The 19,737-nt window shown below is 61.5% G+C and carries 16 protein-coding genes and 1 tRNA gene; 6 read left to right on the top strand and 11 right to left on the bottom strand.

The window, feature by feature from the left end; all coding sequences use genetic code 11:
- Positions 1 to 36: 36 nt before the first annotated feature.
- A complete protein-coding gene (locus I6E60_RS05005; RefSeq protein ID WP_197179119.1) occupies positions 37 to 285 on the bottom strand; it encodes a hypothetical protein in 249 nt (82 codons plus the stop codon).
- Positions 285 to 4,082 (bottom strand): AAA family ATPase, encoded by a 3,798-nt coding sequence (locus tag I6E60_RS05000; RefSeq protein ID WP_197179118.1) that lies wholly within the window; start codon positions 4,080 to 4,082, stop codon positions 285 to 287. The genes I6E60_RS05005 and I6E60_RS05000 overlap by 1 nt, the downstream gene beginning before the upstream one ends.
- A 115-nt stretch (positions 4,083 to 4,197) precedes the next feature.
- Between I6E60_RS05000 and I6E60_RS04995 the strand changes: the two genes are divergently transcribed.
- On the top strand, positions 4,198 to 5,496 hold the full coding sequence (locus I6E60_RS04995; RefSeq protein ID WP_197179117.1) for a hypothetical protein: 1,299 nt from the start codon (positions 4,198 to 4,200) through the stop codon (positions 5,494 to 5,496).
- A 78-nt stretch (positions 5,497 to 5,574) separates the two neighbouring features.
- Here the strand turns inward: I6E60_RS04995 and I6E60_RS04990 are convergent, their stop codons facing one another.
- A complete protein-coding gene (locus I6E60_RS04990) occupies positions 5,575 to 5,856 on the bottom strand; it encodes an iron-sulfur cluster assembly accessory protein (RefSeq protein WP_197106235.1) in 282 nt (93 codons plus the stop codon).
- 201 nt (positions 5,857 to 6,057) lie between these two features.
- Here I6E60_RS04990 and nhaA point away from each other — a divergent pair, with 201 nt between their 5' ends.
- Both nhaA and pdxH read left to right on the top strand, forming a co-directional pair.
- Positions 6,058 to 7,365, top strand: coding sequence for a Na+/H+ antiporter NhaA (gene nhaA / locus I6E60_RS04985; RefSeq protein ID WP_307841781.1), 1,308 nt, complete (start codon positions 6,058 to 6,060; stop codon positions 7,363 to 7,365).
- Positions 7,366 to 7,401: 36 nt separating this feature from the next.
- On the top strand, positions 7,402 to 8,043 hold the full coding sequence (pdxH, locus tag I6E60_RS04980) for a pyridoxamine 5'-phosphate oxidase (RefSeq protein ID WP_197179116.1): 642 nt from the start codon (positions 7,402 to 7,404) through the stop codon (positions 8,041 to 8,043).
- 203 nt (positions 8,044 to 8,246) lie between these two features.
- On the opposite strand, the gene I6E60_RS04975 is transcribed toward pdxH, so the two are convergent.
- Entirely contained in the window at positions 8,247 to 9,464 is a 1,218-nt protein-coding gene (locus tag I6E60_RS04975) for an ammonium transporter (RefSeq protein WP_197123490.1), read from the bottom strand.
- 327 nt (positions 9,465 to 9,791) lie between these two features.
- Between I6E60_RS04975 and I6E60_RS04970 the strand changes: the two genes are divergently transcribed.
- Entirely contained in the window at positions 9,792 to 10,091 is a 300-nt protein-coding gene (locus I6E60_RS04970) for a hypothetical protein (RefSeq protein WP_197179115.1), read from the top strand.
- Between the two features lie 42 nt (positions 10,092 to 10,133).
- Here the strand turns inward: I6E60_RS04970 and I6E60_RS04965 are convergent, their stop codons facing one another.
- Both I6E60_RS04965 and I6E60_RS04960 read right to left on the bottom strand, forming a co-directional pair.
- Positions 10,134 to 10,811, bottom strand: coding sequence for a response regulator transcription factor (locus tag I6E60_RS04965; protein WP_197179114.1), 678 nt, complete (start codon positions 10,809 to 10,811; stop codon positions 10,134 to 10,136).
- A complete protein-coding gene (locus tag I6E60_RS04960; protein ID WP_197179113.1) occupies positions 10,808 to 12,046 on the bottom strand; it encodes a histidine kinase in 1,239 nt (412 codons plus the stop codon). Before I6E60_RS04960 ends, I6E60_RS04965 begins: the two co-directional genes overlap by 4 nt.
- Positions 12,047 to 12,178: 132 nt before the next feature.
- Between I6E60_RS04960 and I6E60_RS04955 the strand changes: the two genes are divergently transcribed.
- Both I6E60_RS04955 and I6E60_RS04950 read left to right on the top strand, forming a co-directional pair.
- Positions 12,179 to 12,877, top strand: a complete 699-nt coding sequence (locus I6E60_RS04955) for an ABC transporter ATP-binding protein (RefSeq protein WP_197123481.1) — start codon at positions 12,179 to 12,181, stop codon at positions 12,875 to 12,877.
- Positions 12,874 to 14,184, top strand: coding sequence for an ABC transporter permease (locus tag I6E60_RS04950; protein ID WP_197179111.1), 1,311 nt, complete (start codon positions 12,874 to 12,876; stop codon positions 14,182 to 14,184). Before I6E60_RS04955 ends, I6E60_RS04950 begins: the two co-directional genes overlap by 4 nt.
- Positions 14,185 to 14,251: 67 nt before the next feature.
- Here I6E60_RS04950 and I6E60_RS14545 read toward each other — a convergent pair whose 3' ends face one another.
- From I6E60_RS14545 to I6E60_RS04925, 5 genes are all read right to left on the bottom strand, one after another.
- Positions 14,252 to 16,909: an HAD-IC family P-type ATPase gene (locus tag I6E60_RS14545; RefSeq protein ID WP_197179109.1), complete on the bottom strand. Its 2,658-nt coding sequence runs from the start codon at positions 16,907 to 16,909 to the stop codon at positions 14,252 to 14,254.
- Between the two features lie 435 nt (positions 16,910 to 17,344).
- A tRNA-Arg gene (locus tag I6E60_RS04940) sits at positions 17,345 to 17,416 on the bottom strand.
- Between the two features lie 58 nt (positions 17,417 to 17,474).
- Complete coding sequence (locus I6E60_RS04935) at positions 17,475 to 17,753, bottom strand: hypothetical protein (RefSeq protein WP_197179107.1); 279 nt, start codon at positions 17,751 to 17,753, stop codon at positions 17,475 to 17,477.
- A gap of 153 nt (positions 17,754 to 17,906) precedes the next feature.
- The gene (locus I6E60_RS04930) at positions 17,907 to 18,914 is read right to left on the bottom strand and encodes a CHAP domain-containing protein (RefSeq protein ID WP_197179106.1); all 1,008 of its coding nucleotides are present in this window, start codon (positions 18,912 to 18,914) and stop codon (positions 17,907 to 17,909) included.
- Positions 18,915 to 18,994: 80 nt separating this feature from the next.
- Entirely contained in the window at positions 18,995 to 19,492 is a 498-nt protein-coding gene (locus I6E60_RS04925) for an HNH endonuclease (RefSeq protein ID WP_197123471.1), read from the bottom strand.
- Positions 19,493 to 19,737: the final 245 nt, after the last annotated feature.

Raw genomic sequence — 19,737 nt, 5'->3', positions numbered from 1 at the left:
CGTAGCTCACGAACTACCGGCGAGCGGCCAAGGCACTTACCCCCAATGCGGAGGTTTGTCGCCCTTGAGCCGCTCGTCATTTTCGTTAACCTGATGCCGCTCCGGTTCTGCAGGCGGATGCGGATCTGACCCCGCCGGCGGAGCCGTCGTCACGCGGCGACGCTTCGTGGGCTTCACGCTCGACTCACCGGCATGCTCTGTTCCCGCCGCGCTGCACAGCTCGCCCTCGGACGCTCCATCGCTCGCCCGTGCGCCCGAATGCTCGGGGCGGATGCCGTCTGCCATTACTGCTGCGGACGGGTGGCGGGGATGATCGTGATGGGCTCGGTCGTGGGAGCAGGCTCTGCTCCGAGCATCCTGGCGACCTTGTCGGCAACCTGATCGGGGTCACTGAAGAGTTCGAAAGCGTGTACCCGCAGGTAGTGCCAGCCGAGGCGACGCAGCAGTTCAGGGCGCAATCGAAGCGACTCGCGCAGGCTTGATTCGTGAACCATAGCGTCGGTCTCGATCGTGCCACAGCGACCACCGCGCGAGGCAACAAGGCCAAGCTTGCCGCGGTGCCCGAGCGAGACGCGCAGTCCGCGGGCTTCGAGGCGGCGAGCGAGATCAACGAGCATGGGGTCGCTGTCATCGGGCACAGGAACTTCGGCGAAGCGGGCATCCACTTCGTCGAGCACTTCAGCCAGCGCAACAGCGCCGTGCTTCATGCGCCCGTCGTCGAGGTCTTCTGAGCGGAACGATGTGACGATTTCGAGCGAACGACGTGCTCGCGTCATCGCGACAGCAAGCAGGCGCTCTCCCCCGGGCTCACCCAGTGATCCGAAATCGGAGAGCACGCGACCGTGCGGTGTGCGGCCATATCCGATGGAGAAAATAACGCGGTCGCGGCTTTGGGCCACAGCTTGATCAATCGTGGTGACCGTAAACGGTTCGGCACGATCGCCGATGATGACATCGAGTAGTTCCGGACGACGACGGCTGACGGCATCCAACACCGCCTGCATGACGCGAACGGAATGCACGGGGCTTGCCGTGATGACCATGAGCGACTCTTGCGGACGCTTGGTGGCGTGGTCGAGCACGAGTTCGACAACGCGAGAGACTTCGGCATCAGGGCTTTCGACAGCACCAGAGTCAGGGTCGGGCATTCCGATTCCGTCAGCGACGTAACTGACAGCGAGGCTGCCGTGACCGAGGAAACTTCCAGCCCAGGGCAGCGACTCAATCTGACCGTCGTAGAAACGACGATTAACGAGCTCGGCAAGCTCTTCACCACCGGGACGGTAGCTGCGCGTGAGCGTGAGGGTCGGCAACAAGCCGCTGAGCTTCGCGAAAGCGGAGTCATCAACGAGTGCTTCGCGCGTGTCATCGTCAACGAGTGGGGCAGCATCGCCGGTCACATCGCGCACCGCCGTTTCGAACGGTGTCGGCGACTGGATAACAGGGTCGCCAATGACAACGACTTGCTTCGAGCGGCGGATTGCTCCCGCCGCTTCGGCCACCGTGACAGCACCGGCGTCAACCAGCACGACAGTGTCGAACGGCATGGTGTCGACAACAGAGTCAATTTCGTAGGGAGAGGCAAGCCAGACGGGCGCGATCGTGCGCGACAAGTGCGGGGCCGAGGTCTGCACGTCGAATGACGTGAGCCGCTCTTTGGCGAGGGCACGCTTGAGCGCACTCGCCTCATCTGGCCAGTCAACGAGACCGATTTTCCAGTTTTCGGCGATCTGCCACGAGAGCTGCTTGGCATTGGCGGATGCGTGCGCTTCATCGACGAGGCGGAAGTCTGCCTCGAGCCGATCGACAACGCTCGTATTGGCGTTCAGCAGCGCACGGTCGACTTCGAGCATGGAATCGAGGGCCGACTTCCACCACGACAGTTCGAGTTCAGCCGCCACTTGATCTTCGGGAACATGACGCTGAGCCAGGTCTTCGATCAGCGGGTTCAACTTCAGGTCGCGCAAGCTGCCCATGAGGGCGGTGCGTTCCTGCAGGTTGTTGAGCACATCAGATTCAGCCGCGAGCGACTCAACCTTCTCAATCAAGAACGGGATCGGGAGGCTCGAGAGGTTCATGTGCGAGTCAGCGATGCCGAGCGGGATGTCGAGAGCAGCGAGGTCATCTGAGACCTGCTGATACGACCGCTGCACTTCACCAATACCCACGGGAACGGCAGGACTCGCACCTTCGGCCACGAAACGGTGCCACAGCACCCGCTGCTTTTGGATGCGCTTGAGGGCACCATGCATGTCGGTTACGCGAACACCGGGGCGCACGTATTCGAGCGCGAGTTTCTTGAGACGGCGGCGGTTCGTGCTCGTCATATCGGGGAAATCGCGACGCGGAGCAGTAGCGGCAATCAACTCGGTAATTGCACGGTCGAACACGGTCGGCACGAAACGGTCGAGCGTTTCTCGAAGATCAACGAGCAGGCGCAAGTAGACGCCGAGTTCATCGATGCTCTGGAACGGACGCATGCGCGTGTTCGAGACAAGACGGTTGGCAACATCCAGCAGCGACGACAACTGCTCGTTCGCCCGCTGAGCGATGCCGTGAGCCTTGAGAGCTTCCGCACCATTGGCGAACTGAGCGCCATACCAGGGCGAATCTCCGGGGCCATATTTGAACTCGCCGAGCTTGGCGGCCGCGATGATCACGCCAGTGGCAGCGCTGCGATCCTTGGCAAGCTTTTCCACTGCTTCGCGCGACAAGCGCGCGGTCGTGGATGGCGGTGTCGGCAGCAGCGCCAAGCGGCTTAGTTCCGAAACGCAATCGAGCACCGAGACACCGAGCACACCGTCGGACACCGACATCGACTCGCGGTAGTCGAGCATAATCTTGCGCAAACGCAGCAGGGCGTCATCCACGTCTTCGATCTGTGGACGGCTGGCCTTCTCGCTGCGAGAAATGGAACGGATGATGTCGCGGCGAAGCGTGCGCGGTGCGACCGCGAGACCCGGCAGGCCGATGTCGGCGAAGCGGTCAGCGATCGATTGCAGCGATGCACGACGCGGGCTGACAACGAGAACACGCTTGTTCTGAGCAACAAGGGCACCCACGGCGTTCACGATGGTTTGGGTGCCACCGGTGCCGGGCAGGGTGCGAACGACGAGAGAGTTGCCTGCCTCGATTTGGGCAATCACATTCTCTTGTTCGGCATCCGCATCCAGCAGTAGGTTGTCGGTCTGCGGCGAGCGCTCATCAGCGGAGAGAGCGGGAACCGGCGCATAACCTTCCTTGATGGTCCACGCGGCAGCGGTGTTGCCGGCGAGCGCGTCAAGGATGGGGTGCTTGAGATCTACAGCGTCATCGGCCAAACCGTGCGCGACGTCCGCAAAGGACGACACCACGAGGCGTGGGCTGACCGAGAAAGCGTCGAGGTGCGAGGTAAGACCACGCAACCGGTCAATAACCGGGTTCGGCTTGAAGGTGCCGTCGGCATCGGCGAGCGCGACAAACGATTCAGCATCGAGCCGCAAATGGAACTGTTCGTCAAGAGCGCGAGCAAGCGCAGGGTTCAAGAAGGCGCTGCCCCGAAGCTTGAGCTCGAAGTCGCGGCCATGACGGCGAATCGCGAGCGGGCGCAGCAAGACGGGGCCGCAGAATTCGACGTCATCGTGGGTCCAGCGAGCGATACCGATTCCCAGGTGCACCGAGTCAATGCCGCGGGCAGTTGCCAGCTCGAGGCCCTTGGCGGCAACAGCCCCAGCGGCTGTCTTCGCCGAGCGCAGGGCGACATCATCGCGGATGAGGCTCGACAACAGAGTGCGCTTACCGGTGATGAACTGGGCAAGACCACCGGGATGCGTCGTCGAAAGATCGACTCGCGTGCGAGGCGAATCAACGAAGTGGATGAGCGGCGAACGCCCACCCAGTTCTGACAATTGTGAACGCCACAGCGTCCACGTGGGCTCTGCAACGTTTCCGGCCATAATGTTCGGCTCACCAAAACTCAGCGTGTGAGGCGCTGTTACTTGAACGTGGGCGTGAGCGTGCTCGTTTTCGCCGTCGTCAACGTCATGGTCGCCCGAATCTGGGTCGACCGTGAAATCATCGGAAACTCTATCTGCACGCCACACACCGCCACCTTAAGCGAGTTACCTCCAGAAAGCGTGCAACAACCACGAGTTTCGCCAGACTCACCCGGTAGCCCCACCCCCAGTTCTCGCGACAAACCGCCCTAGAATACGGTGCATGGTGCCTCATGCCCTGCCCCTCCTCGTCGCCACCGACACCGCCGAACTCGTGCGCGGCACCACGATCGCCGTCGCCACTGTCGTCGTGCTCGTGCTGGCGATCGGGGTTATCGCTTTCATCGTCTTGTTTCGTCGCGGAGGCGACCGCGGCATCCGGGGAACGTCGTCGCAGTCGGCCTTGGAATCTCGCGCGGCCAGCCTGTTGGTGACGCTGGATGATCGGGTGCGCGAGGCCGACTACGAACTCGGTTTTGCGGTGGCCCAGTTCGGCGCCGCAACCTCCCGCGACTTTGCGAGTGCTCTTGCCGAAGCGCGCGGCCAGCTCACGGAAGCCTTTCGACTCGGCCAGCAGCGTGACGACGTCTCCGCGACGGCCGACCATGTGCGCCGCCGCATCACCTTGCAGATGACAGCCCTGTGCGAACAGGCACTCGCGAAGCTCGATCGCTTCGATACCGCCTTCACTGAGCGGCGTCGGGGCGAGGTAGGCGCAGCGGAGACAGAACAGCAATTGCGAGCCCGATTGACGGCTGTGCGGTTGCGGCAGACCACGGCGCAGGACACAGTCGCGGAGCTCGCAACCACCTACGTTGAGTCAGCGGTGAAAGCTGCACGTCACCACCTCGATACAGCGAGCACCACCCTCGATGAGAGCGAGACAGCACTGGATGCCGCAGCTCCCGGCATCAGCCCCACCGGAGTCAACGCGGTCACCGACACCCTCCACACCGCAGCCACTGCTCTGCATCGCGCTGATCGCGCCGTGTCTGCTGCCGAGAGCGCCCTCAACGAACTACCCCAAGCCGACGCTGCGGTGACTCGGATGCGCTCGGACAGCGCGAGCGACCTGCTCGAAGCGCGGGTGGCACGAGAGACTGCTCCCGATCCCGAGAGTGGAGCGCGCATTGTGACTGCAATCGCCGCCAACGAAAGGGCGCTCGAGCAGACGGCGCCGGCATCCGGAGTTCTTCATGATCCGTTTGAGCAGTTGGCCCTGCTCGGGGATGCTGCTGCTGAGTTAGATACGGCTCTTGCGACGGCGCGTAACCAGCAACAGCGGTTTGAACACGCACGCGCGGCCTACCAAGGGACCCTGGTGGCAGCGCGGAGTCAGATCTCCGTCGTGCACGAGCTTGTGGGACGCAGTGGCGCAAGTGCGCGCGCCCGCACTCGACTAGCAGAGGCGGAGCGCCAGCTAATGATCGCTGAAGCTGAGACTGATCCGGTTGAAGCATTGGATGCTATTCGCCGGTCGGTTACTCATGCTCGCGATGCTGACGCTCTCGCCCGCTACTAGGTACAGAATTCAATCGACCGCGCGCCGACGAGTTCTGGTCTAGCTACAATCTGGTTTAGCTACAGAAGTAGTGGCTAATCAAGCGTTGTCGACAATGGCGAAGTTCACTGCGCCGTTCTCGCCCACGCTGGCATCGAGCGTCTTGTCGCTCAATGCGACCGAGGCGTTCTCTTCAAGAAAAACGCGGGCGCCGTCAGCTTCGACGACAGAGTCGCCAGCCTCGGGTGCCGCAACGACGGCAACGGTGAGGTTAGGGGCACCAGGTTCCCCATTAATGCGGAGGCCCGAGGCTTCCGTATTGGGGTCCTGCTCGACGATCGTCTTGACGACCGTGGTGGCTGTTTCGGTGAGGGTGAGCATATGTTCGTCCTTCCAGGTTCAGCGAGATGAAACCCCCACGCTTCCTTAGTGAGTGGCCGTCAGCAAGCCTGAGGCGTGATTCTGAGACAACTCCCATGGTCAGTGGAGCGCATGGTCAGGCCCGCGGCCTTTCCGTGCACTCCCTCAGGCGCACACCCGGTAGAATTGCGAGCGGAGTGCCGGGAAGTCTGGTCGGCGATTGTGTCGGCGACCCCGCTGACGAACCTCAACGTCTGGAATTTTGTGACCACATCCGTCAAGAAACTGAGCCCCCGCAAGCGAGTACGCCGGTGGGTCACCATGGAAACCACCAGTGGAATCCTGCTGATGGTTGCCGCTGCGATCGCGCTCATCTGGGCGAACTCGCCGTGGCGTGAAGGCTACGCAGCCCTTGCCGAAACCACGGTCGGCCCCGAGTCGCTGCACCTTAACCTCACCCTCGCCACCTGGGCTGCTGACGGCCTGCTCGCGATCTTCTTCTTCGTGGTTGGCGTCGAACTTAAGCAAGAGCTTGTAGCTGGCAGCCTGCGCAAACCTCGCGAAGCCGCTGTTCCGGTCTTCGCTGCGATCGGCGGAATGCTCTTTCCCGCGCTTCTCTTCACGCTGATCATCCTTGTCTCGGGTGACTCCACCGCACTCGGCGGCTGGGCAATCCCCACCGCCACCGACATCGCGTTCGCTCTCGCCGTGCTCGCCATCTTCGGCCGCGGCCTCCCGCGCGCGCTACGCACCTTCCTGCTCACGATGGCTGTCGTGGATGATCTGCTCGCGATCATCATCATTGCCCTCTTCTACACCGAAAGCATCGACCTGCTTTCGCTGCTGTTCTCACTCATCGCGATTGTGCTCTTTGCTGTTGTCGTTCGATCGCGCAAACCTCGCTGGTGGCTGCTGCTCCCCTTGGCGCTTGTGGCGTGGGCGTTCATGCACGACTCCGGAGTTCACGCGACTATCGCCGGCGTTGTTCTCGGCTTCACCGTTCCCGCCAAGCTCGTGCACGGAGAGAAAGACACCCGAACGCACGCGTTCGACGATGCGGTGCGCCCCACCTCATCCGGCATCGCGTTGCCGATCTTCGCCTTCTTTGCCGCTGGAGTCTCCCTCGGTGGAGATGGCGAAACCGCCAGCGAGGTGATTGTGCAGCCCGTTGTTGCTGCCATCATCGTTGGACTGGTGGTCGGAAAGATTATTGGTGTGCTCGGCACCACCGCTCTCATCACCAAGGTGACAAAGTTCCGTCTCGCCGACTCGATCGGGTTGCGAGACCTCTTACCCATCGGATTCCTCACGGGAATCGGCTTCACAGTCTCTCTGCTCATCGCAGAGCTCTCGTTCCCCGACAGCGAGCACACCACCGGAGCAAAGCTTGCGATCCTTATCGGAACAGGCCTGGCCGCGATATTCGCCGCGATCAGCCTCCGCTGGGACTCCCGTCTCGCCCGCAGACGCGACATGAACGACGACGGCATTCCCGACCGCAACAAGGCTCTCATCGAAGACGAAGACTAAGCAGCGCGCCTCACGCACGCTGTCGAAAGGATCACTGTGTCCGACCCATTGAGCACCCACACCGACTACGGCCAGCTGCCGCTCAATGATTCGGATGTGCTCGCCGACCCCATAGAACAATTCCGGCTCTGGCTAGCAAACGCCAGCGACGCGAACGTCTACGAGCCCAACGCCATGGTGCTATCGACCGTGGATGCCGACGGCTCCCCCAGCAGCCGCACCGTGCTGCTGCGCGCCATCGACGACACGGGATTCGAGTTCTTTACGAACTACAGCTCCATCAAGGGCCGCGCACTGCTCGCGAACCCGGCAGCAGCGCTTGTTTTCCCCTGGTATTCGATCCACCGGCAAGTGCTCGTGCAAGGAATAGCTCGGCCCATCGCCACAGCCCTTTCAGACGCCTACTTCGCCACACGACCGCGAGGCAGCCAGATCGCGGCGCACGCCAGCGAACAATCGCAACCCATCGCATCCCGTGCACTGCTCGAAGAACGTGTGATCGAACTTGAAGCCGAGTTCGAGGGCCGCGATGTGCCCCGCCCTGATGACTGGGGCGGTTTCATGGTGCACGCCACCACGATCGAGTTCTGGCAGGGTCGCAGTTCACGCCTCCACGACCGCGTGCGCTTCACGCGCGCCGCCTCTGGCAACTGGGAGCGGATGCGGTTGCAGCCCTAATAACGAGCCTCGACGACGCGCACGCCTACCTCCGTGTACGCGCACGTGCGCGCACGACGAAACCCCGCTTCCCCTGGCACACACCAGAGGGCGCGGGGTTCGTTCGTTAGCGCCAGATTGTTCGTTAGCACCACATCGTTTGTTAACGCCAAAAGAGGGACACAGTTGCGATAACAACTGTGCCCCTCCCGAGGTTGTGGGCTCTACTTAGCCGATACAGTTTCCTGCGTCGACAGTGCATAACCCGACTCGCCGTGGACGGCGAGGTCGATACCAGCAATTTCTTCTTCCGAAGTAACGCGGAATCCGATGGTCTTCTGAATCGCGGTTCCGATCAACCAGGACATTACGAAGGAGAAGATTGCTACGGCGAGCACGCTGATCGTCTGAACGGCGAGCTGTCCCGCATCTCCACCAGTGAAGAGTCCGGTGTCGGTGGCGAAGAAGCCAAGATAGATGGTTCCGATGATGCCGGCGACGAGGTGGAGTCCCACTACGTCGAGCGAGTCATCGAAGCCGAGGTTGTACTTGAGCTCAATTGCGAGAGCACAGACGGCACCGGCGACAACACCGAGAACCAAAGCCCAACCGGGCGTCAGGTTTGCACAAGCGGGGGTGATGGCAACGAGACCAGCAACAACACCTGAAACGGCGCCGACTGCGGTGGCCTTACCCGTACGGAGCTTCTCAACAACGATCCAACCGAGGATTGCTGCGGCAGGAGCGGCGAGCGTGTTGAACACGATCAGGCCGGCCTCGTCGGGGTCGCTAGACGCACCGGCGTTGAATCCGAACCAACCGAACCAGAGCAGTGCTGCACCGATAAGGACGAGAGGAACGTTGTGAGGCTGCGTGATGTTCTTGTTGAAGCCAACACGCTTGCCGAGTACCAGGGCGAGTCCGAGAGCGGCTGCACCAGCGTTGATGTGAACGGCGGTACCACCGGCGTAGTCGATAACGGCAGGAAGGCCACCGAGGCTATCTCCGAGGTTCTGGATCCAGCCACCGCCCCATACCCATGCAGCGACAGGGAAGTAAACGAGCGTTGCCCACACACCGGTGTAGATCATCCAGGGTCCGAAGCGAGCACGGTCTGCGATGGCACCAGAGATAAGTGCGGTGGTGATGATGGCGAAGGTTCCACCGAATGCCACAACGAGGAGGTCAGAGCCGGCGACGCCTTCTTGACCGAAGTTGCTGAACGGGTTACCCGCGAATGACCAGATCGAACCATCGATCGAGCTCATGTTTGCGCCGATGAGGATCCAGAGAACGGCAACAAGGCCGAGCGATCCGAAGCTCATCATCATCATGCTGACTACTGACTTCTCTTTTACGAGTCCACCGTAAAAGAATGCCAAACCGGGGGTCATGAGCAGCACTAATGCAGTGCTAATGAGTACCCATACGACTGTATCCATCTCAACCTCTTTCGCTTTGTGCGCCCTGTGCACACGGATGCTTTTGCGGATTGTCAGTGAGTGTCGGGTTATTCCACTCCCACTGACCCGCACGACAAAGCATCCCGTCTCAGCGTTTCGGTAGCCCCTCAGTTATGTTTCGTAGACGTTAAACGTGGCCTGTGAGTGTTACGGCTAAGTTTCCACAAGCCGGGGAATGCCTCAAATTCTGGCCCGGACTGTTTCCCCGCGTGCAATTGCGGATGCTCTGTGAGATCGTTCGCAATCAAACCGTCGGGCGAAGTGTCATTCGGCAGCTCGTGCATCCGGAGAACATAGAGTTGGCACATGGACGACACCTCCCCCGCTTCAGCACCCGACAAGTCGGCTCCGGCAAAGACGTCCCTCGTACGTGCGCGCATCCGTCAACTGACCACCCCGTGGTGGCGACTCGTGTGGCTCATCGGCGGCCTGGTCTGGGCTGTTGTTTTCAACGTGATTTACGTCACCAGCGGTGGCACTCAGGAATGGTTGGGGGTCGCCTCGGTCGTTCCCATCGCCCTATTGCTGGTCGACTTGCTGCGCGTCGAACGCCTCGAACGCGCTGCTGAACAGAAGCGTCAGGCCGCGCTCAAGAAGCTGGGCTAAGCGCCCACCTCCGAACTCCTCGCTAGTCGCGCCACAGATCCGCTAGCGGGCGCCCGGGGCGAGCAGGCCGCTCTCGTACGCCAGAATCACTAGCTGCGCACGATCGTGGGCATTGAGCTTGGTCATGATGCGATTTACATGGGTCTTGGCAGTGTGAGGGGAGATAAAGAGCTCGCCGGCAATTTCTTGGTTCGAGTGACCACGAGCGACAAGAAGAAGCACTTCACGCTCGCGTTCAGTCAGCTGCAACAGCTCGGGAGGGATAGTCACCGCTGCCCCCGCCACCGCTGTGGGCGGCAACACATATTTCTGGATAAGGCTGCGAGTCGCCGCCGGAGAGAGCAAGGACTCCCCGTCGTGAATTGCCCGCACGGCACGAATGATCTCCTCGGGCTCCGAGCCCTTACCAATGAATCCGCTTGCTCCCGCGCGAAGCGCGGCAACGAGGTTCTCGTCCTCTTCGAACGTCGTGAGAATGAGCACTTTCGTCGAGGCCAGAGCCGGATGGGAACAGATCGCCGCTGTGGCCGCGATGCCATCAAGTTCGGGCATCCGAATATCCATGACGACCACGTCGGGGTTCAGCGCGAGCGACTGTTCGATCGCAGACCGACCGTTCACTGCATCGCCAATCACAGTGACATCCTCCGCGCCACCGAGAATATCGGAGACCGCTTGGCGAATAAGCACTTGGTCATCAACCACAAGAACGGTGGTCATCGGGACTCCCCTTGGACTATGGGCAACACTGCAGCGACACGATAGCTGCCACCAACAAATCCGGTTTCCACGGTTCCGCGCACCGAAGCGACCCGTTCGCGAAGACCGACAAGTCCGAGACCAGTTCCGGTAGTGACACCGCCCCGAACGGCACCGCCGACCGTCGCTGCGGCCACGTCACTCTCGCTGAGATCGGCGACCCGACTCGGATTCGTGACGACAACGCGCACGTCGGCATCACCCACTTCGACCAGCACGTGTGCACGACCTTCCGCTCCATACTTGTGAGCATTGGTGAGAGCTTCTTGAATGACACGGTACGCGACGAGTGCCGTAGCGCCCGAGACGGCGGTTGGCTCGCCTTCGATTCGCACGTGCACGTCGAGTCCGCTGGCCTCGAACGTTTCGACGAGCTCGTCGAGCCCGTCGAGACCCGGCTGTGGGAGCGACGCGTCGCTAGGGTCATCCGAATCGGAACGAAGCATGTCGAGCAGATTGCCGATCTCGCCGAGCACGACACGGGCGGCACTGCGAATAGTGCCGAGCGACTCCTTCGCTTTCTCCGGGCGAGACTCAAGGGATGCTGACGCGACTCCGGCATTCAAGCTGATCACCGCAATCTGATGGGCGACCACATCGTGAAGGTCCCGGGCGATGCGGAGCCGTTCTTCTGTGACGCGACGCTTGGCTTCGGCCTCTTTGGTCTCTTCGGCGCGCACCGCACGATCCGTAATGGAGGCGATGAACTCACGCCGAGATCGAGCGCCGTCGCCCGCCGCGGCCGCGAAAGCAATGGTGAAGAGAAACTGCACGACCCGCGGATCGAAGACATCGCCCAGTGCAGCCAAGAGACTGAGAAAACCCATGGCAAGCATCGCAGCGACGCCGGCGATCACGGTGGTGCGTCTGGTGGTCTGGTTTGCAAGAGCGAACATGGCAACTGCGATGGCGAGCACGAGGCCTGGAGCGAGAGTGCCGGCGAGCGCGCCGACTCCGTAGAAAACGATGAACCCGGCGAGCACGGGTATCGGCCACCGGTGGCGAAAGGGCAAGATCGCTGCAGGCAGCAGGGTAACGACAAGCGTGAACAGGTTCGTCGAGCGAAACCCTGTTTCGGAGAACGGCATGAACGCCGCCGCGATGATGAGGACCGCGAGAATGCTGTTGATGACCCACGCCGGGAGGCGCGGCCGAGCCTGCGTGGACGCAGGGCGTGGTTCGGTTACGGAAGTCATCCCCCTATTGTCGCGGTTCTGCCCGACAGCAACATCCTCCTCGCGCAGCAGTCACGCGTACTGCGATTGGGGTAGTCAGGTGTCTACCGCAGGCTGATTCGCTGGAGAGCGCGGACGAGGATGCTTGTGGTTATGAAAACGCCCATCATCCGAGTCAAGGATGTCCACAAGTCCTACGGCCGCGGCCCCAACCGTTTCGATGCCCTCAAGGGCGTCTCCTTCGATATCAACGAAGGCGAAAGCATTGCCATCATCGGCAAGAGTGGTTCTGGCAAGTCGACCCTCATGCACGTCCTCGCGCTGCTCGATGCTCCGACATCCGGAAGCATTGAGCTTGAAGGCGTCGAGACGAGCACCCTCCACGGCAAGAGCCTCAACCAGGCACGCAATAAGACGTTCGGGTTCGTGTTCCAGCAGTTCTTCCTCACCGCCAACTCCTCGGTGCTCGAGAATGTGATGCTGCCGATGAAGATTTCTGGCGTGAAGCGCAGCGAACGCAAGCAGCGCGCCCTCGCCGCCCTTGAACAATTGGAAATGGCCGACAAAGCCGGCAACAAGGCAGTGAACCTGTCGGGTGGGCAAAAGCAGCGCTCAGTCATTGCGCGCGCTCTCGTCAACAACCCGCGCATCATCTTCGCTGATGAGCCCACGGGAAACCTCGACACCGCCACGGGCGCTGTTGTCGAAGATATCCTCTTCAACTTGAACCGCGAACACGGCATCACTCTCATCGTCGTCACCCACGATGAAGACTTGGCTGCTCGCTGTGACCGCCGCCTCTACATTCGCGATGGCCTGCTCGTCACCGACACCACGGAGGTGGCCGCATGAAAACTCTCGACCTCTTCACCACGGCGGTAGCAAATACCTTCCGCGCTAAAACCCGCACGATCCTGACCATCTTGGCGATCTTCGTGGGAGCGTTCACGCTCACCATCACCAACGGTTTGGGCACCGGCATCAACCAATACATCGATGACACCGTGACCTCGATCGGCGCCGAAGATGTCATGACTGTCTCCGTGACGCCGGATGCCGACAGCGGCTTCGGCGCTTCCTCAGGCCCCACCGAATATGACCCTGATGCGGTCTCCAGCGGCGGATTCGGCCCTAACGAGGGAGGAACCGTTGTTGCGCTTACCCCCGACGACCTCGACACGATCGCCGAAGTCGACGGCGTACTGAGCGTCGAAGCGACCAAGTCGATCACGCCCGACTGGATCCAGTACGGCGACGGCACCCAGTACGTCACCTCCGTCGGTGGACTCGTTACCGGCCAGAGCGTGCAGCTTGCTGCCGGTGCAGAACCGGATGCTGCCTCCGACGCGTTCGAGCTCGACCTCCCTATCTCCTTCGTCGAGCCTTTGGGGTTCGCGGATGCTGATGCGGCCGTCGGCGAAACCCTCACGATCGCCATCACCGATGCCGAGCGCACCCAGCACCTGGTGGATGCCACCATCGTGGGCGTCGCTGAAGAAAGCGTCGCCGCTCCGGGCGCTGGCGGTCTCGTCGTGAACGCTGCCCTCACCGACAGCCTCTACGACACCCAAAACATCGGCCTACCGGATGACCAGCTGGAGCGCTACGCCGAGGCGAGCATCCGCTTCGATCCCGCCGCCACCGATGCTGACGTGACCGCGTTGAAGGACAACCTTGCGGATGCCGGTTACACCGGTACGACAGTTGCCGACCAACTCGGCACGGTGAAGACGGTCATTGACGCCATCGTTCTCGTCTTGAACGCCTTCGCGATCATCGCTCTGCTCGCCGCCAGCTTCGGAATCGTGAACACCCTGTTCATGTCGGTGCAGGAGCGCACCCGCGAAATCGGTCTCATGAAGGCGATGGGTATGGGCAGCGGAAAGATCTTCGGACTCTTCAGCCTCGAAGCCGTCTTCATCGGGTTCCTCGGTAGCGCCATCGGCGCCGGAATCGGGATGCTCGCCGGAACCGCCATCAGCTCGGTCCTCTCCGGTGCGGTGCTCGCGGACCTCCCCGGACTGACCTTGATCGCCTTCGACCCGCTCTCGATCACCGTCATCATCCTCGTCGTCATGGCTATCGCGTTCTTGGCAGGCACCCTGCCCGCCGCTCGCGCCGCCAAGGCCGACCCGGTGGAGTCGCTGCGGTACGAATAGCACTAAGAATGCTTCAGGCGTAGCGAGAGAACAGCATCCGTTCTCTCGCTACGCCTTTGTGTAGAACTCACACCCTCGACCGCCGCACCAACGTTCGGCGCACAAACTTTTCGACCTCGATGAAGATCAGCACGGTCGACGCGGCGGCTGCACACCCCATCCACTCCCCGACCGTGAGCGGCACGAGTTGCAGCACGCCGGCGCTCACCGGCCACGTCATCACAAGCCACTGCAGCCCAAGCGAGCCGAGGGCGGTCGCAACAAGGAACGGGTTGCTGAACGGACTGATGGTGAAGAGCGAACGCCGCTCGGTACGCGCACTACCTGCTTGGAAGAAGCTCATCAGAACAAAGACCGTCATCGTGATCGTGCGCACGCGATCCAGTTCATAGCCTGCGGCGAGCGCCAGTTGGAACGTGATGATCAGCACGGTCGCCATCCAGCTCGACGACATCACGGTGCGCATCCACAACTCCCGCGACAGGATCCCCTCGCGCGCTGCCCGCGGCCTCCGCCGTAGCTCGTCCCCCTCGGCGGGTTCAAACGCGAGCGCAACATCTTGCAGACCACTCGTGACAACGTTGATCCACAGCACCTGCACCGGGATAAGCAGCAGTGGCTGATCGAAAAAGAAGCTGATAGCGACGGCCAGCATGATTCCGAAGCCAGTCGACAGCAGAAAGAACGTTGATTTGCGGATGGCCGAGAACACGATGCGGCCCTGTCGAACCGCCTCGACAACGGTGGCAAAACGGTCATCAGTGAGCACGACATCCGCAGCTTCTCGCGCAACGTCAGTGCCCGCCTTGCCCATCGCGACACCGATAGCGGCCGCTTTCAGCGCGGGTGCGTCGTTCACGCCGTCCCCCGTTACTGCAACCGTTTCCCCAATGGCTTGTAACGCCTGAACAACGCGAAGCTTGTCTGACGGTGAAACACGCGCGATAACGCCAGCGTGAGCCACCCGGTCAGCTAGCGCAGCATCGTCTAAGTCGTCGAGTTGAGCCCCCGTGATTACATCGTCACAGTCGGCGATTCCGAGTCGTCGTGCGATCGTAGTTGCCGTCAACGGGTGGTCACCCGTCACCATGATGACGCGGATCCCCGCCCCAACACAGAGGGCGATCGACTCGAGCGCCTCCGCTCGCGGAGGGTCGGTGAGAGCAACAAGGCCGAGCAGTTGCAGCTTGCTGGGGTGCGGAAGTTCCGGACCCGTGAGCTCGTTGTGCGGCACACTTCGACAGGCGATTGCCAACACGCGGTAACCATCGCTGGCCAGTTGAGCCTGGGCGTCGTACACCCCCTGGCGTGCGGTCGCATCGAGGAGGCCTCCCCCGGCCTCCTCGCTACACATCGAGAGCACGAGCTCCGGCGCGCCCTTGACGTAAAGCATGAGTGCCGCGTCCGTCTCCCGCTGGTCGTTGCGACGCAGCGACTGTGAATAACGGTTCTGTGGTTCGTACGGCAGCCGTGCTACCTGATCGGGCTCGTCATCGTCACTCGTGACACCAAGCGAGCGAGCGAGCACTGCAAGCGCGACATCAACGGCATCACCGATGAAACCGCCTTCGTCGTCATCGCGCGAGTGTGCCTCGTTCACGAGGGCACCCGCCATGATGAGGTCGTGCAGCACCCCACTCGGCTCGTAACGCATGCCCTCAACCTCAATGACGCCGCGGTCTGGCACCCACACCCGCTCGACGGCGAGGCGGTTTTGCGTGAGCGTGCCCGTCTTGTCACTCGCAATCACCGTCGTCGAGCCGAGTGTTTCGGCGGCCGGCAGCGTGCGGACGATCGCGCCCTGGGTTGCCATCCGGCGCACGCCGAGTGCCAGCGCGACCGTCATCACGACGGGTAAGGCCTCAGGGATGGTTGCTACCGCCATGGCGATCGCCGACAGCAATACTGATTCGAGTTCTTCGCCGAGCAACAGACCAGTGGCGATGACCGCGACGGCAACGACTGCCACAAAAATTCCAATGCGGCGTTCGAGACTGTTGATACTCCGCTGGAGTGGCGTTCTCTCCGGGCGGGTTTGGATCAGTTCGTTTATCCGCCCCAGTTCCGTGTCGCGTCCCGTCGCGACGACCACACCACGAGCACGGCCAGACGTGACGAACGTACCGCTGTAAAGCATCCCGCGGCGGTCGGCCGTCGCCGCATGCACGGGAACCGCTTCAGGAGTTTTGTGAACCTGCTCCGACTCGCCCGTGAGCATCGATTCATCAACTTGAAGCGCGTGAGCATCAACAATTCTGACGTCGGCGGTTACCTGCTCACCGCTCTCCAGCGTGACAACATCACCCGGAACCAGCTCCACCGCTCGAAGACGGATGACGTGGCCGTCCCGCAGAGCGCGTGCCCGGGGAACAGCGAGCGAGGCGAGGGCTCGCATTTCTCGCTCGGCCCGGGTCTCTTCCCAAAAACCAATCGAGGCATTCAGCACGAGCACAATGAGAATGGCGGTCGAGTCGACCCAATCTTGCTGCAGCAGCGTAATCGTCGCGGCCACCAACAGGATCGCGATTAGCGGCGAACGAAACTGTCGCAATGCCACCACGATGGCGGGCGTTGGCTTGCGCACTTCCAACCGATTCGGCCCATACTCGGCTTGCCGTTCGGTGGCCTCGGCGGCGCTCAGTCCCTGCGCGCTCGTCTTCAGACGAACAAACGCCTCAGCAGAATCGAGCGCGTGCCACGGTTCCTCCGACACGCCTGTTGTCATAGCCCCACGCTACAACGGTGGCGTTGGTACGACTAGAGGTGTGCGTGCGAACGTGACACTGCGCTGATGGGCACCGCCCCAAAGACCCTTCCGTCCGCGACGTGCTGTTCGCGCTCTATCCAGACGATGCCATCCGCGCATGCATCGAGGCGCTCGGGTTCGAGATAGTTGGTCCGAACGTGGGGTTCCGTCGCAGCGTGTTCCCGCCTGGCCTCTTCTGCTCTCCAAGCGGTGAGCCCGAAGAACTGGTCACATCTTTGGCAACCGTCACGGGATGGACTCTCGTTTTGTGGCTATTGCCGCCGCTTTCATCGTCTCCACGTGGGTTGCGAGAAGGGCTGAGACCCGAGCATCCGTGATCGGCTAGTCGCCTGTAGACAACCTCAGGCAACCCTCGCGCCCTGATCCCCGAGCGGCGTTGGCACTGATCGAGTGTGCCCCTGGAGGGATTCGAACCCCCAACCTGCTCCTTAGGACGGAGTTGCTCTTCCGTTGAGCTACAGAGGCTGGCGTTTCGAGTGTAGCCGAGACCCGCGCTGAGTTCCCTCCGCACGAGGCGCTGGCACTAGGAACCCGGCGCTGCCACACCATCGATCGCGGCTGGGAGCGGATACTGCAGCGGCTGGAGGTCGGGCGCTAGCCAGTGCGTGCGACCCTCAGCGATGCGCTCAGGAGAGTAGAAACGTTTGATGTCCACGTCATCTACCAGCACAATGAGGCCGAACCAGGCGCGAGTGAGCGTGACATGAAAAGCATCCGGCTTGCCCGCCCGGCCATGCTCGTGATGCCGACCACGAGACGTTCGAAGCCGTCGACAGCGCCATACATACGCGCCAGCAATCACGCCACGCGAACGTGACGTTCGTGCGAAAACGCAGCAGGCGCGATGGTGTTGTTTTCGAACGTTGCCATGAGTTCGTCGTCAGTCATGATCGATTACTCCACGGAGTCGTTCTTGCTGGTTTCAGCCTCACCAGCACACAGTCAAGCCAAACAGCTACTGGCCTGGCGGGTAAAGGAACGACTCAACCTCGCTGGCCGGGATCGTGCGCTGGCCATAAGAGAGGGCCACGTAGTTGTATTCCTCAAGCAAAACTGAGCCATCGGCATTGACCTGCTTCACGTAGGCGACGTGGTTGTCCCAGCCGAACCACGCGACAGAACCGGCAACGGGAGTCGCACTCACGGTCCAACCGTGGGCCTGCCATGCAGACTCCCACTGGTAGGCATCGCCACCGTTTGGCGTGAGGTCAGCCCACGCCCAACGGAAGGGTGCAGCGAACGAGCCGACATCGCGGTTCAAACGCCATGCCACAAAGTCAGTGCACTGGCGGTAGTAATAGTTCAATGGCGAAAGAGTGGAACCCGCCGTTGGCCACGGGTAGTCGTCACCCAGTGCTTGAGCGCCCGATGCAGCGTAGAGCGCGTTTGCAGACGCAATCGCGTCCTGCTGCTGAATCACTACCAAGTCTTCGGGCGACGTCGCTTCAAACTGATCGCGCGTGAGCTCGGGCAATTCCAGCTCGGCGCTGACGGTAACTGACTGCACGTTTGCCTGCGCTACATCTGCCACGGCAGAGACGGACGCAAGCGTGCCGTCTTCTGAAATCAGACCGCCTTGGCCATAGGCCGGCAACCCGGCGACAGCGAAAAGGCCACCAATGACAGCCATCGACGCTACTGCGCGAAGTGGGCTCTTGCGGACGCGCTTGGCCTTGACCTTGGCAACCTTCGCCGTACGAGGCGGTTCGGCATCCATGGGAACAGCACGATTGATTGGCGCGGCGGAAGCAGCCGTGTAAAGAACCGGCGCTTCCTCAAGAGCCACGGCAGCCGGAGCCACCGGAATATGCGGCGCAACTGCAGCAACTACCGGCGTGCCTGCAAGGGCAGCGTCGCGTGCGGCACGCGCCTCACGACGCGAAAGAAAGACAGGGGCCTCGCTCGAGGGTTCCGCAGAGGGCACGCCGGAAACATCCGGGCCATCAGTCGAGATACGGGACAATCGGAAACCTTCACGTGGAGCGCATTCAAGGAAAACTAGGGAAATCCTTGAACACAAGAATAATCACAACAGCATAACAGTTATGCGGCCGGTGCCAAATATTCTTCCCAATCTGGGAGTGCCCTTTCAATCCCCCGCACAAGCCATGCGCTCGTGTGCGGCGGGCGTGGCTTGATGAGCAGTCGCCAATTCATCTCCGCGGGAGTGCGATCACTCTTCTTGTTGTTGCACCGCAAGCAGCACGCCACCAGGTTCTCCCACGAATCTTCACCACCGCGCGAGCGAGGCATGATGTGGTCGATAGTGTTTGCTGAAGCCCCGCAATAGCCACAACGGTGACCGTCACGTCGCAGCACTCCACGGCGAGAAACCGGCAACCTGCGCGTCGATGGAATACGCACATAATTTCGCAGGATGATGACCGACGGTCGCTCCCACGATTCACTCGCGCTCCATACCGGATTATCCGGGTCGGCAGCGACAACCGTCGCTTTCTGATTCATCACGAGCACGACGGCTCGTTTGAAGGACACGACCGCGAGCGGCTCATAGCCAGCGTTCAGTACCAAAGTGCGCATTGTCATCCTCTCGAAAGAGCCTGCACGGCTTGCAGGCAATCGACTTCCCTGAAATTCAGCGAAAAGGAGGCAGAAACACAAAAAGGCACCGTCGAAAGACGATGCCTAGTGATTCAGCGCGCAAAAACTGCTGCGCACAGTACTGCTGTGTCGTATGCAAAAGTGGGCACGCGCATCCACGGTTTGGATGCTGCACCTACTCAACATACGATTCTCCGGTTCATTCGTGAACTCCAAGGGCTATA

Origin of the sequence: Salinibacterium sp. SWN167 (assembly GCF_015864665.1) — a bacterium.
Classification (GTDB): domain Bacteria; phylum Actinomycetota; class Actinomycetes; order Actinomycetales; family Microbacteriaceae; genus Rhodoglobus.
The sequence above is the reverse complement of the archived record's forward strand: the minus strand, read 5'-3'. Positions and strand labels throughout refer to the sequence as shown.

Excerpts from the sequence above, each read along its gene's own strand:
- I6E60_RS04960 (WP_197179113.1), bottom strand. The coding sequence starts at position 12,046 with ATGACTTCCGTAACCGAACCACGCCCTGCGTCCACGCAGGCTCGGCCG.
- I6E60_RS04970 (WP_197179115.1), top strand. The coding sequence starts at position 9,792 with ATGGACGACACCTCCCCCGCTTCAGCACCCGACAAGTCGGCTCCGGCA.
- I6E60_RS04925 (WP_197123471.1), bottom strand. The coding sequence starts at position 19,492 with ATGCGCACTTTGGTACTGAACGCTGGCTATGAGCCGCTCGCGGTCGTG.
- I6E60_RS04990 (WP_197106235.1), bottom strand. The coding sequence starts at position 5,856 with ATGCTCACCCTCACCGAAACAGCCACCACGGTCGTCAAGACGATCGTC.
- I6E60_RS05005 (WP_197179119.1), bottom strand. The coding sequence starts at position 285 with ATGGCAGACGGCATCCGCCCCGAGCATTCGGGCGCACGGGCGAGCGAT.
- I6E60_RS14545 (WP_197179109.1), bottom strand. The coding sequence starts at position 16,909 with ATGACAACAGGCGTGTCGGAGGAACCGTGGCACGCGCTCGATTCTGCT.
- I6E60_RS04995 (WP_197179117.1), top strand. The coding sequence starts at position 4,198 with ATGGTGCCTCATGCCCTGCCCCTCCTCGTCGCCACCGACACCGCCGAA.
- I6E60_RS04965 (WP_197179114.1), bottom strand. The coding sequence starts at position 10,811 with ATGACCACCGTTCTTGTGGTTGATGACCAAGTGCTTATTCGCCAAGCG.
- I6E60_RS04975 (WP_197123490.1), bottom strand. The coding sequence starts at position 9,464 with ATGGATACAGTCGTATGGGTACTCATTAGCACTGCATTAGTGCTGCTC.
- I6E60_RS04955 (WP_197123481.1), top strand. The coding sequence starts at position 12,179 with ATGAAAACGCCCATCATCCGAGTCAAGGATGTCCACAAGTCCTACGGC.
- I6E60_RS04950 (WP_197179111.1), top strand. The coding sequence starts at position 12,874 with ATGAAAACTCTCGACCTCTTCACCACGGCGGTAGCAAATACCTTCCGC.